Source organism: Streptosporangium album, assembly GCF_014203795.1.
GTDB lineage: Bacteria > Actinomycetota > Actinomycetes > Streptosporangiales > Streptosporangiaceae > Streptosporangium > Streptosporangium album.
Genome location: NZ_JACHJU010000001.1, coordinates 2,609,488 through 2,621,540, shown reverse-complemented (window position 1 = coordinate 2,621,540; position 12,053 = coordinate 2,609,488). Strand labels below are relative to the sequence as shown.

14 protein-coding genes are annotated in these 12,053 nt (G+C 69.3%); 3 read left to right on the top strand and 11 right to left on the bottom strand.

What is annotated here, in order from left to right:
- Nucleotides 1-55 precede the first annotated feature (55 nt).
- The 3 genes from FHR32_RS12380 to FHR32_RS12370 form a co-directional block, all read right to left on the bottom strand.
- Nucleotides 56-244 (bottom strand): hypothetical protein, encoded by a 189-nt coding sequence (locus tag FHR32_RS12380; protein WP_184756678.1) that lies wholly within the window; start codon nucleotides 242-244, stop codon nucleotides 56-58.
- A gap of 207 nt (nucleotides 245-451) precedes the next feature.
- Nucleotides 452-1,795: a hypothetical protein gene (locus FHR32_RS12375; RefSeq protein WP_184754437.1), complete on the bottom strand. Its 1,344-nt coding sequence runs from the start codon at nucleotides 1,793-1,795 to the stop codon at nucleotides 452-454.
- Nucleotides 1,796-1,818: 23 nt separating this feature from the next.
- Nucleotides 1,819-2,373 carry a gamma carbonic anhydrase family protein gene (locus tag FHR32_RS12370; protein WP_184754436.1) on the bottom strand — a complete coding sequence of 185 codons (555 nt, stop codon included), beginning with the start codon at nucleotides 2,371-2,373 and terminating at the stop codon, nucleotides 1,819-1,821.
- Nucleotides 2,374-2,513: 140 nt separating this feature from the next.
- Between FHR32_RS12370 and FHR32_RS12365 the strand changes: the two genes are divergently transcribed.
- Nucleotides 2,514-3,668: a DivIVA domain-containing protein gene (locus FHR32_RS12365; RefSeq protein ID WP_184754434.1), complete on the top strand. Its 1,155-nt coding sequence runs from the start codon at nucleotides 2,514-2,516 to the stop codon at nucleotides 3,666-3,668.
- 161 nt (nucleotides 3,669-3,829) lie between these two features.
- Here the strand turns inward: FHR32_RS12365 and FHR32_RS12360 are convergent, their stop codons facing one another.
- The 4 genes from FHR32_RS12360 to FHR32_RS46650 form a co-directional block, all read right to left on the bottom strand.
- Nucleotides 3,830-4,051, bottom strand: a complete 222-nt coding sequence (locus tag FHR32_RS12360) for a hypothetical protein (RefSeq protein WP_184754433.1) — start codon at nucleotides 4,049-4,051, stop codon at nucleotides 3,830-3,832.
- 126 nt (nucleotides 4,052-4,177) lie between these two features.
- A complete protein-coding gene (locus FHR32_RS12355) occupies nucleotides 4,178-4,930 on the bottom strand; it encodes a GntR family transcriptional regulator (protein ID WP_184754432.1) in 753 nt (250 codons plus the stop codon).
- A gap of 150 nt (nucleotides 4,931-5,080) precedes the next feature.
- Nucleotides 5,081-5,446: a VanZ family protein gene (locus FHR32_RS44290; RefSeq protein WP_312882652.1), complete on the bottom strand. Its 366-nt coding sequence runs from the start codon at nucleotides 5,444-5,446 to the stop codon at nucleotides 5,081-5,083.
- Nucleotides 5,447-5,457: 11 nt separating this feature from the next.
- Nucleotides 5,458-5,580: a hypothetical protein gene (locus FHR32_RS46650; RefSeq protein ID WP_312882286.1), complete on the bottom strand. Its 123-nt coding sequence runs from the start codon at nucleotides 5,578-5,580 to the stop codon at nucleotides 5,458-5,460.
- A 75-nt stretch (nucleotides 5,581-5,655) separates the two neighbouring features.
- Here FHR32_RS46650 and kynU point away from each other — a divergent pair, with 75 nt between their 5' ends.
- Complete coding sequence (kynU, locus tag FHR32_RS12345; protein WP_184754430.1) at nucleotides 5,656-6,879, top strand: kynureninase; 1,224 nt, start codon at nucleotides 5,656-5,658, stop codon at nucleotides 6,877-6,879.
- Between the two features lie 194 nt (nucleotides 6,880-7,073).
- Here kynU and FHR32_RS12340 read toward each other — a convergent pair whose 3' ends face one another.
- Both FHR32_RS12340 and FHR32_RS12330 read right to left on the bottom strand, forming a co-directional pair.
- Nucleotides 7,074-8,015: a hypothetical protein gene (locus FHR32_RS12340; RefSeq protein WP_184754429.1), complete on the bottom strand. Its 942-nt coding sequence runs from the start codon at nucleotides 8,013-8,015 to the stop codon at nucleotides 7,074-7,076.
- 376 nt (nucleotides 8,016-8,391) lie between these two features.
- On the bottom strand, nucleotides 8,392-10,125 hold the full coding sequence (locus FHR32_RS12330; RefSeq protein ID WP_184754428.1) for a pyruvate dehydrogenase: 1,734 nt from the start codon (nucleotides 10,123-10,125) through the stop codon (nucleotides 8,392-8,394).
- 278 nt (nucleotides 10,126-10,403) lie between these two features.
- On the opposite strand from FHR32_RS12330, the gene FHR32_RS12325 reads away from it, so the two are divergent.
- Nucleotides 10,404-11,216: a class I SAM-dependent methyltransferase gene (locus FHR32_RS12325; protein ID WP_184754427.1), complete on the top strand. Its 813-nt coding sequence runs from the start codon at nucleotides 10,404-10,406 to the stop codon at nucleotides 11,214-11,216.
- Between the two features lie 89 nt (nucleotides 11,217-11,305).
- On the opposite strand, the gene FHR32_RS44285 is transcribed toward FHR32_RS12325, so the two are convergent.
- Both FHR32_RS44285 and FHR32_RS44280 read right to left on the bottom strand, forming a co-directional pair.
- Nucleotides 11,306-11,536, bottom strand: coding sequence for a hypothetical protein (locus FHR32_RS44285; protein ID WP_246466116.1), 231 nt, complete (start codon nucleotides 11,534-11,536; stop codon nucleotides 11,306-11,308).
- Nucleotides 11,533-12,009: an FAD-binding oxidoreductase gene (locus FHR32_RS44280; protein WP_312882285.1), complete on the bottom strand. Its 477-nt coding sequence runs from the start codon at nucleotides 12,007-12,009 to the stop codon at nucleotides 11,533-11,535. The genes FHR32_RS44285 and FHR32_RS44280 overlap by 4 nt, the downstream gene beginning before the upstream one ends.
- Nucleotides 12,010-12,053: the final 44 nt, after the last annotated feature.

The window sequence follows — 12,053 nt, the reverse complement described above, 5'->3', positions numbered from 1 at the left end:
GGACCCCTGGCGAGGAGTCCGGGACTAGCTCGTTTGGACGGTTTTCTCATCGGCTTCAGCAGATCGCCGAAGCACTCAACCCGAGCGCGTTGTCGAGCTCCGCCAAGGTGAGCGGCCGTTCGCTGATCGCGACGGCGGTAAGCACCTCTGCATAGAGCGCGATCTCGTCCAACGCGACACGGTCGTGGACTCTAGAGTCCAGGTCGTCGTGCCCCACCGCGTCGTCCTTCCTTCCGCAGCCCACACCCACTTCGAGGTTACGGTGGGCGGTCTTTCGTGCCCATGGCCCATCGGGACCATTCCTTACGGCACCGTCCTGCCCTCAGGAGGATCATTTCCCGATTGGGAGATCACAGTTCAGACAATCGCCCAATGCTCCACGGGATATCGGGATAGAGAGACAAAGGAGGAAAAAATAACTCTATTTGTGTGTTGAGCGTGACAATATATGTCAGAAGTGACGGGGGAAGGTCCCTGATATGCCCGGTGCCGGGTCGTCCCGCTCGTGCGCCAGACGGTGCACGAGCGCCGAGGACGTGGCGAACCCCCGCTCCGGCACCGTGGTCCCGCTGAGGCGACACCACGCGAGCCCCGTGGCGTAGGCGGCCCCCAGCAGGGCCGCCGCCGAGGGCCGGTCCGGCGGATGGAGGGCGGAGGGCAGCTCGCCGGAGCGCGGCCAGCACCCCCGCAGCGGGTGCGACGGGTCGGTGAGCACCACGTGGAGGATGTGCCGCAGCTCGGGATCCAGCCACGGGTAGAGCGCGTCGGCCGCCCTGGGCGCGGACGCCGCCAGATCGGCGGCCAGCAGTGAGGCCGCCACAGCCCGGGGGTCGGCGCCTCTGGGCACGAGGAACCCCAGCGCCTGCACCAGGTCGTAGAGCGCGTGCTGGAAGTGCTCCACCGGCGAGGAGTCCGGCAGCATCACATGGGGCGGGCAGCGCGACAGCCATGCCCGCCGTACGGCGTCGTCGCCCTGGTGGGCGGCGGAGGGGTCGGGGCCGGTACGGCGGAGCAGCGGCTCCACCATGGTCAGCAGGGCGTCGGCGCGGGGACGGAACCGCCGGTCGGCACGGATCGTGTCGGCGGTGTCGGCCATCAGCGCGACCAGCCGCAGACCGGCCTCGGGATGACCTGCCCTGACCCGCTCGCCGTACAGCGCCACCAGGTCGTCCAGCGAGGACGGAGGCAGCCACCGGACCCACTCGTCTCCGGGCAGCGGACGGGCCAGGAACTCGCCGAACATCGACAGCAGCACCTCGTTGCCGTCGAAGGCCGGGGCGTAGGCGCACCACATGAGCGTGCCCCAGACCGCGGCGATCGGGCTGGCCACCTCCCCGGCGAAGAGTTCGGCGAACGGCCCGGTGAGCGGGAAGTCCTCCCTGCGCCTGCCGCGCTGGGCGATCACCAGCTCGCGGATCCGCTCGGTGATCTCGGGGGGCACGTCCGGGCCGACGAACCCCTGCACCGACCCTCGGTCGGCGGTGAAGTCGGGGCCGGCCGGGACCAGGTTCAGTGAGATCATCGAGGTGGCGTGCACGACGCGCGCCGCTGCCCGGAAGCCCGGATCGGCCGGTGGGGCGGCCAGGTGCCAGTGGCCGTCGGCGGGATCCTGCCGGTACCACCGGGCGTGCGCGCCGAACAGCCAGCGTCCGCCGTCCGGAGTGGTCAGGGTGCGCAGCGCGATGGCCTCCGCCCGCGCGGGCAGCGCGAGCGCCGACCACCGGTGGTCGGCGACCATGGTGCGCACATCGCTCTCCATGGCGTCGAAACAGTCCCACTGCCGCACGGCGGTCATGTTACCCACCGCTTCCCGGCGCGTCAGCGGTCCGCCGGCACATCGGGGACGGGGGTCGCGGCCCGGTGCCGCTCGGCCTTGGCCATGTAGTTGCCGGGGGTGCCGGCGAAGGAGGCGCGGTCGTCGTCGGTCAGCTCACGGACCACCTTTCCTGGGACGCCCGCGACGAGCACCCCGGCGGGGATCTTCTTGCCCGGACCCACCAGGGCGCCGGCCGCGACGAGCGACCCCGCCCCGATCCGGGCCCCGCCGAGCACGATGGCGCCGATGCCGACGAGCGCGCCGGTCTCCACGTGGGCGCCGTGCACCATGGCCTTGTGACCCAGGCTGACCCGGGGTTCGAGTACGGCGGGCTCACGCGGGTCGGCGTGCAGGCAGCACAGGTCCTGGATGTTGCACTCCTCGCCGACCTCGATGAGTTCGTCGTCGCCTCGCAGGACCGCGCCGTACCAGACGTTCGCGGCACGGCCGAGCCGTACTCGGCCGACGATCACCGCGCCGGGGGCGACGTAGGCCTCTGGATGGATCTGCGGGACCGCGCCGCCGTCGAGGGAGGCGATGTAGGGGTTGGTGTCCATGCGTTTGATGTTACGGGGAGTGAGATCGCCCGATATTTCCGCAAGCAGGTCGCGCGTTCCGGTTGCGGACTTGGGCGGTAAGCAGGAAAGTCGTGTCCTGACGTCTCCTTTCCCGCCACACAACCTCCACGGGCAGCGCCATGACAAACCAGCACGAGAGCTTTCCCGACCTGATGCATGAGGACTCGTTCGAGGTCGTCATGCGTGGTTACAACCGTCGCCAGGTTCACGACTACATGAACCGCAACCGCAACCAGATCCGCGATCTGGAGGAACGGCTCGCACGGTCGATCGGGCAGGTCGAGCAGAGCCGGATCGAGCTGGCCGAGGCGCGGCGGCGACTTTCCGACGCCCCGCAAGACTATGACGAGCTCGGCCAGCGGCTCAGCCAGATCCTGAAGCTGGGCGAGGAGGAGGCGGCCTCCAAAAAGCAGGTCGCCGAGACCGAGGCCGGCAAGTTGCGCGAGCACGCCTCCGACGAGGCCCAGCGGCTCGTCAACTCGGCGCTGGAGCGGGCCGAGGGCATAATGAACGCCGCCCAGCAGGAGGCCGAACGCAGGGTCGCGGAGGCCACCTCCGCCGCCGAGCAGATGCTCGCCCAGGCGGGGGGAGACGCAGAGGAGACCCTGAACGCGGCCCGCGCCGAGTCCGACGAGACCCTGCGTGGCGCCCGCACCGAGGCCGACCGGATGGTCACCTCGGCCAGGAACGAGGCGGAGCGGACGCTGGGCAGCGCTCGGGCCGAGGCCGAGTCCACGCTGGGCAGCGCCAGGGCCGAGGCCGAGGCGACCGTCTCCTCCGCCAACGCCGAGGCGCACTCCACGCTGACGTCCGCCCAGCAGCGCTCCGCGGTTCTGGACGAGACGACCGGCCGTCGGGTCTCCTATCTCACCGACACCCACCGCGAGGTCATGCGCCGTCTCAACGAGATGGGCGCCGTGCTGGGGGACCTGATCCAACGGGAGAACGCCGCCGGAGCGCTGATCGACGAGATGGCCGTGCTCCCGTCGCCTCCCGTCCAGCCCGCTCTCGCCACCCCGGGGACCGTCGCCCCGGTCACGGCGTCCGCCGGGGCGGAGCACGGAACCGAGATCGTGCTCGATGACGAGCCGGAGCCGGATGTCGAGGCCGAGGTCGAGGCCGTCCGTGTGATCGTGGAGGACGAGGACGAGGACGAGGACGAAGACGAGGACGGCAGGCGCTTCGCCGACGGCCGTGCCGAGGACTTCGACGACGCCGGCACGGGCCTGGGCCAGACGGACAGGGAGAGCGACGAGTACGCCGGGCGTAAGTGACTGAGGTGTCCGCCGCCCGGTGGTGTCGCTCCGATGACATGTCACGGCACTCCGGCCGCTGAAATCAAGCGGAAGCCCCCGCCCCCGATAGGGTCGAGGGCTTCCGCGACTGGGGGCCTGGTGCTGGGGCCGCGTGGATCCGCCGATCCGGCACCGGGCGGCTACCAGGAGTCCCTTCCGTCGGAACGGTCCTGTTGAGCACGTAACTGCTCCCGCAGTCCTTCCGAGTCGTCCGCGTCGATGGTCATGGCGCAGCCGACCTCACGCTGGGCGAGGGTCAGCGGGTGGTGGCGGGTGGCCCACCACCGACCCGCGTCACTCCGCCAGATCGTCCAGTCGGGGAACTCCCGGGCGATTTCCGCCAGATGCCGGTCGAATGACATCTACGCACCTTCCCCGCGCCCAGGCCCGCCTGTGTGACGTTCCACTTCTGAAGGTGAGGCACTTCTCTAGAGAAATCAATGATCGTAGAGGACAGGTCAACCTATCGGTTGACGGACGAGCTTGATCTATGAGTCGAAGTCGTACTGAAGTACATAAGAAGCGGCGTCAAGGATCATCTCGTTGACCTCCACGGGGACGCCGCCCTCGGTGTAGGCGACCCGGCCGATCACGATGACCGGAGTGCCGGCCGGGAGGTCGAGCTGGACGGTCTCGTGGGGATGGGGCATGCGGGCGCGCACCTCCTCACTGAAGTGCACGGGAGTGTGACCGAGGTCGCCCAGGCGTGCGTAGACGCCTCCCGGTCCGGTGTCGTGCCGTGTGATCGCGGTGTTCTCGACCAGGGCGGCGGGGAAGTGGGAGACGGACAGCTGTACCGGCCTGCCGTCCACCGAGTAACGCCGGCGTCGCACCCACACCTCGCGACTGTTCAGGACCCGGGCCACGGCGTCCTCGGCGATCTCCCTGTCGATGGTGACGTCGTCCACGGTGTAGGGGCGGCCTCTGGTGTCCGACTCCCAGATCGCCTGCCCCCGCCCCCACTGTTCCCGGGAGAGCCGCCGCGAGCCGTGCCGCCTGATCGGCCGGAACTGCCGGACGTAGACTCCCGAGCCGCGCTTGGGCACGGCCAGTCCTTCGTTGATGAGTACGGACAGGGCCTGTCTGGCGGTCGCACGGGCTATGCCGTACTGCGCCATCAGGGCGTTCTCGCCCGGAAGCCGATCCCCGTCTCGGAGTTCACCGGACAGGATCGCTTCGCGAAGCCCGTCGGCGATGCGCCGATAGATCGGGGGCTCGGGAGGAACCGGGGACTGCTGCACGTTTAATCACCCTCTGTCACCAACCGGGTTTGGCGTCTCCAGAGAACTTGCCCCGTCTTGTCCACGATCGCACAGATGCAGAGGTTGGTCCCGTGCTTATTTTGAGAGGATCGTGCCCGTGTGGCGATCCTCGAGAGTTTTTCCGGTCCGTTACCGGGGAACGGTTCCCGCCGCTATTCGTCCGGCCCACCATCGGCGGGTGATGAGAGCGGCGAGTACGGCACCCGCCGTATTGATCAGCACGTCGTCGACGGAGCTCACCCGGCCCAGTCGCAGGGCGTACTGAAGGAGTTCCACGCCGAGCGACGCGGTGGCCGGCACGGATGCGGTGGAGCACGAGGAGCCGGGCGGCGACCAGGGCCAGCGGGACCGCCAAAAGAGCAGCGATGATGATATTTCCCCATGCGTGCCATGCCTGGTACATGGGGCAATGATGCCGGGAGCCGGCTTCTCCCGGACAGCCCCCGGGGATACGAGAAGGTGGCCGTCAGGCAAGGGGCTCCGCGCCCGTCGCACGGGAGAGGACGTCAACCGAGATGACGCTTGAGGAACTCCGTGGCGCGCTCCCACGCGGCCACAGCACCGCGTCCACCACCGACGGTGGCCCCGAGGAGGTAACCGATCGAGCCGCCCAGGCAGAACCCGATCACCGCGGCTCCGCATGCCCCGACCCCGCCGATACCGGATGATGGAGGGACCGGTAAAACCTAATCTGGAGATGATCCGTGACCATCAGCCGCGCGGACTGTGTCGCCCTCGACGCGGGCGATCCCCTCAAGCACCTCAGGGACGAGTTCGTCCTGCCCGACGGAACGATCTATCTGGTCGGCAACTCGCTCGGGGCCCTGTCCAGATCCGCCTCGGCCGCGACGGCGCGGGTCGTGGAGGAGGAGTGGGGGCGCCGGCTGGTCGGGGGCTGGAACTCCGCCGGCTGGTTCGACCTGCCGCTGACCACCGGCGACCGACTGGCCCCGCTGATCGGCGTGGGCCCCGGCCAGGTCGCGGTGGGTGAGACCACCTCGATCGCGATCGTCAAGGCCGTCTCGGCGGCCCTGGGTCTCCGCCCGGACCGCCGGGTGATCATCTCCGACACGGCCAACTTCCCGACCGACCGCTACGTGGTCGAAGGGCTGGCCAAGGCACTGGGCGGATACGAGATCCGTGACATCGGGAACCTCGACGAGGCGCTGTCGGATGACGTCGCGTGTGTGTTGCTGTCGGAGGTGGACTACCGGACCGGCGAGCGACACGACACCACTGCGGTGACCGCGCGGGTCCAGGCGGCGGGCGCGCTGATGATCTGGGATCTGTGTCACAGCGCCGGTGCCTTCCAGGTCGACATGTCGGCGGCCGACTTCGCGGTCGGATGCACCTACAAATACCTCAACGCCGGCCCCGGGGCCCCCGCGTTCGTCTATGTCCATCCGCGCCATCACGCCGAGGCCGAGCACATGCTGACCGGGTGGCACGGCCATGCGGCGCCGTTCGCGTTCGAGCCGGGTTACCGGCCCGCCGAGGGCATCAGGCGCTTCACCGTCAGCACCCCGCACGTGCTGTCCTTCGCCCCGCTCAACGCGTCACTGGACATCTGGGAGCGGGTGGATCTGGCGCAGATCCGGGCCAAGAGTGTGGCGCTGACGTCACTCTTCATCGACCTGGCCGAGGAGCTCTGCGCGCCGTACGGCCTTGAGTTGGTCACTCCCCGGGATCCGGAGCGCCGCGGCAGCCAGGTCAGCCTGCGCCACCCCGACGGCTACCCGGTCATGCGCGCGCTGATCGACCGCGGGGTCCACGGCGACTTCCGCGCCCCCGACATCCTGCGCTTCGGCTTCGCCCCGCTCTACATCCGTTTCGCCGACGTCTACGACGCGGTCGCCGTTCTGACCGAGGTGCTGGAGAAGGAGCACTGGCGCGAGGAGCGTTACCAGCGGCGCCTGGCCGTCACCTGAGGACCGGCGTTCCACGACAGTGCCAGGTGACCCCTCATCCGGCCGGGACCGTTCTCGTCCTCCCGGTCGGATGACCGACGGGGTCTCTCCGAACGCCTGCGGTGAGCGCGTCCACGAGGCGCACCGCACCGTCCGATGGCCGGGAGACCCCGTTTCATGCCGACGGTCTTCGCGATCCGGTCGGCTGCGCAGGATCACTTCCAGATCCGGTGTCCCCTGAAAACCGGGTGCTTGGTCTCCCAGTATTTCCAGCCCTCCACCCTCGCGGGGATGCTGGCTATACCGGCGGTGACCTTGCGCACGCCGCAGGTGCTGACCCTGAACCACTGCGTGAACCCGACTCTGTAGCCGAAGACGCGATACCACAGGTGGCCGTACATTCCATCGGTGATCGTGTGCGTGTATTGGTGCCCGGCATCGACGATGTGTTCTTCGGAGATCAGGGGGTTCAGGTTGTTCCGCAGCTGAAACCGTCGCCTGAATATCTCGAGCAGCTTATCTTTGGTGACCTGGTCCTCCTTTTGCTTCTCGAGGTTCTTTTCCCTTTCGAATTCAATCTCGAAATACACGCGGTGCTGCCGTCGGACCGATGCCGTCACCGAGCCGCCGGGACCGTCGATGGTCTGGGTGCGGGGAACGAAGAAGTTTCTCGGCTTTAGGGAATCAATCCTGAAGAAGGAACGCGGCGTGCATTTCCTGCTGGCGAGTTCGGCGAGCGTGGGGAGCCTGGGGTGAGGCGTCGTGGGGGTGGTCGCGGTCGTGGTCGTGGTCGTGGTCGTCGCGGTGGCGGTGGCGGTGGCGGTGGCGGTGGCGCTGGCGCTGGGAGTCGGAGACGCGGTGGCCGTCGGGGTGGAGGTCGGGGCCGCGTTGAGCTTTCGGGATGAGGGGGATTTCCGAGATACCCCGGGTTCGCGGGACGAGGTGAACTCCCCGAACGCCTTGGGCTTTGGGGCCGCGGTGGGTTTCGGGGTCGCGGAGGGGGCTGGTAACGCGATGGCGGCCGGAGAAGCGGTGGCGGCAAGGATCGCGGTGAGAGATCCGGCCGCAGTCAGCGCTACCAGTCCTTTCGTCTGCCGGTGCCCTTTCAATTGAGCGCGCGCGGTTGTGGCGTCCATTCGGGAGTTGGGCGTGAACATAGGGATACCGTTCCTCCTGGAACGCGGCTCTCTGGCCGCGACCAACCCGCTGGCCGGATTATGAGCCCCGCCTGCCGCAGAGCGACCCGGTGTGACGCTATAGATACTCGCAGTCGTCGACTGTTGCCCTGCGGAGCCACGCCGAAACGGCGCCCATCCCGCCCAATGGATGCCGTACCAGCCGAATGGCGCCGGTCACCGCCCTATTAGGAGGCGTCGAGTTCGGCGACGAGCTTCTTGGGGGCGACGGCCCGATAACTCTCCTCGATCCAGTCGAGCAGCACCTCGGTCTCCGGCAGCTCCCCCAATTGTGCACGGAGACACCGACAGTCCGGCGCGAAGCCCGCCGACCCCGGCCGGCCCGTACCCGGGGAGTTCAGGGACGCGGGATGTTCCGCAGGTTCGCCCGGGCCATGTCGATCATGCGTCCCACCCCGCCGGTCAGCACCGTCCTGCCCGCTCCCAGGGCGAATCCCTTGACCTGTCTCACGGTGATGCGCGGCGGCATGGAGAGCACGTCGGAGTCGGTGACCACATCCACCAGGTAAGGGCCGGGCGCCGCGAAGGCCGTGGTCAGCGCCTCGCGGACGTCAGAGGGCTTCTCGACCCGGACCGAACCCAGCCCGATCGCGGCGGCGATCGCCGCGTAGTCGACGGGGGCCAGGTCGGTGCCGAAGTCGGGGAGCCCGTCGACCAGCATCTCCAGCTTCACCATGCCGAGCGCTGAGTTGTTGAAAACCACGATCTTGACGGGGAGGCCGTGCATCCGGACGGTGAGGAGCTCGCCGAGGAGCATGCCCAGGCCGCCGTCGCCGGAGAACGACACGACCTGCCGCCCTGGATCGGCGAACTGCGCGCCGATGGCGTGCGGGAGGGCGTTGGCCATGCTCCCGTGCCTGAAGGAGCCGATGACCCGGCGCCTGCCGTTGGGCGTGAGGTAGCGCGCCGCCCAGACGTTGCACATGCCGGTGTCCACGGTGAACACCGCGTCGTCGGCGGCGACCTCGTCCACGAGGTTCGCCACGTACTCCGGGTGGATCGGCGTGTGGTGCTCGATGTTGCGGGTGTAGGCGTTCACGACGCCGTCCAGCGCCTTCACGTGCTTGGACAGCATCTTGTCGAGATAGCGCCGGTCCTTCTTCTGCGTGACCTCGGGCAGCACCGCGAGCAGCGTCTCGCGGACGTCGCCGTGTACGGCCAGCTCCAGGGGGGTCCTGCGGCCCAGCCGCGCGGGATCGTGGTCGATCTGGACGGTGCGCCTGCCCGGCAGGAAGTCGTCGTAGGGGAAGTCGGTGCCGACGAGCACCGCCAGGTCGGCCTCGCGCATGGCGTCGTAGCACGCGCCGTATCCGAGCAGTCCGCTCATTCCCACGTCGTACGGGTTGTCGTACTGGATCCATTCCTTGCCGCGCAGCGCGTGTCCTACCGGCGCCAGCGTGCGCGCGGCCAGTGACATGATCTCCGCGTGTGCTCCGCGGGCACCGGCGCCACAGAACAGCATGACCTTCTCCGCGCCGTTCAGCGCCGTGGCCAGCTCCGTCACCTGGTCGGCGGGGGGCCGGACCGTGCCCTGCCGGGTGAGGAATCCGTGGGTGCCCGTGTCGTGCTTGGCCGGCATGCCCGCCACGTCGCCGGGGAGCACAACGACCGCGACACCGCTGTGGCCGAGCGCGTGCTGGACGGCGGTGCGCAGCACCCGGGGCATCTGCTCGGCCGTACTGATCATCTCGCAGTAGCCGCTGCACTCCACGAACAGGCGCTCGGGGTGGGTCTCCTGGAAGAACCCCGTGCCGATCTGCGCGCTGGGGATGTGCGAGGCCAGCGCGAGCACCGGGGCACCGCTGCGGTGGGCGTCGTAGAGCCCCTGGACCAGGTGGGTGTTGCCGGGGCCGCAGCTTCCCGCGCAGACCGCCAGCCGGCCCGTGACCTGTGCCTCGGCCGCGGCGGCGAACGCCCCGGCCTCCTCGTTGTGCACGTGCACCCACTCGATGCCCCTGGTCGTGCGGATGGCGTCCACGACCGGGTTCAGGCTGTCGCCCACCACCCCGTAGACCCGCTCCACCCCGGCCTGGCGCAGCACCTCGATGAACTGTTCGGCGACGGTGCCCATCGTTCCCCCTCGTTTCACGCTGCGGCCTCGTTCCACGTCATGAGGTACCTCACCCGATTTCACCGGCTCACTCCTTCGAGAGCGGCCGATCCGTTTTCCGGCCGCCGTCACCGCGGCATCGGGAATGGCCCCGCCCCGCCCGATCGCCGTGCCCGGCTCCGGGTATCCGATCCCGCTCAATGGGAGTTCCAGGTCACGGAAAAGAAGTCACATGATTCCGGAGAGTAGCCATCTATCGTTTGAGGGCGAGTCGTACGTTTCCCTCTGGAAGGAAGTGCGTGACCGGGCAGAACTCCACGATCACGTCCGAGTATGTCTTCGACAACGACGGGTCCCACTCCACGGACCAGCACCGCTACCTGGCCGAACTCCTCGATCCGCTGACGTCCGAACGGCTCGGGCAGACCGGCGTCACCGACGGCTGGAACTGCCTGGAGGTCGGAGCCGGGGGCGGCAGCGTGGCCCTGTGGCTGGCCGAGCGGGTGGCGCCGACCGGTCGCGTGCTGGCCACCGACATCAAACCCGGCCTCATTCCCATCCGGCCCGGACTCACCGTGGCCAGGCACGACATCGTGAACGACCCGTTGCCTTCGGGCACGTTCGACCTGATCCACGCGCGACTCGTGCTGAGCCATCTGCCAGAGCGGCAGCGGGTGCTGGAGCGTCTGCACGCCGCGCTGCGGCCGGGGGGCTGGCTCCAGATCGACGAGGTCGACATCAGCAACTGGTCGCCGCTGGTCACCCCCGACCGGCGGGGGCGTGAGCTGTACGAGACCTATACCGCGGCCATGGCCCGGGTGCTGGGCTCCGCCGGCAGCGACCCGACCTGGGGTGGCTCCGTCGCCCAGGCGATGAGCGAGGCGGGCCTGGTCGACATCGACCCGGCGTGCCGGATCGAGGTGTGGGGTCCGGGATCGGCCGGGATCGGCCTGCTCACCAGCAACAGCCTCCATCTGGAGGAGCACTTCCTGCGGGCGGGCATGACCCGGCCCCAACTCGCGGATGTCCGGGCGGTCATGGCGGACCCGGTGTTCAGAGCCGCCTCGTTCGCCGTCCACTCGGTCCTCGCCCGCAGGCCCGGAGCGGGCTGACACCTCTCCTGCGGTGGCCGTGAACCGGTGGGAGCCCATGCCGTACGGCCCGCACCGGGAAGGTGCGGGCCGTACGGCGCCCAAGGGGATCAGGGGCTGGGAACGGTGTCCACCCAGGAGGTCGAGGCCGCCCGGTAGCCGGTGACCCGGTTCAGGACCTCGGCGGGGGCGACCACCTCCCAGAGGGTGAGTTCCTCGGGGGCTTCGGCGGTGATCTCCCGGAACGCGGCCAGCACCTCAGGGGCCCGTTCGGCTGGCCACATCATGCGCCCGCCGTACAGGTGGGGCGCGGGGTGCAGGTCGAACTCGACGGCGGTCACCAGGGTGAAGTCGCCGCCACCGCCACGCAGCGCCCAGAACAGGTCGGGGTCGGAGTCGGCGGTGACCCGGGCCCTGCCCCCCCGGCGTCGACGACGTCGAGGGCGCGGACGCTGTCGGCGGCGAAGCCGTGACGGCGGCCGAACCAGCTCAGCCCACCGCCCAGGGTGTAGCCGATCACGCTGGGCACCGGCGAGCTGCCGGCCAGCCCGGTCAGTCCGTGCGGGCTCGCGGCGGTCAGCTCCCGGTCCCACTTCACTCCCGCGCCGACGCGGACGGACCGCTGCCCGGGCCGGATGTCCACGCCGTCGAGCCGCCCGGTACGCAGCAGGATCACGCCGTCCACATCACCGGTCGCGCCGTGGCCGCTCGGCTGGGCGGACACGGTCAGCCCCGCCAGACGGGCGTAGCCGGCCAGTGCGGCGACGTCGTCGGCGTCCCCGGCCTCCACCACGGCCAGGACGGGCTGTTCCACGGCGAGTGAGGGAACCGGTCACCGAGCGCGTGGCGAGGAACAGA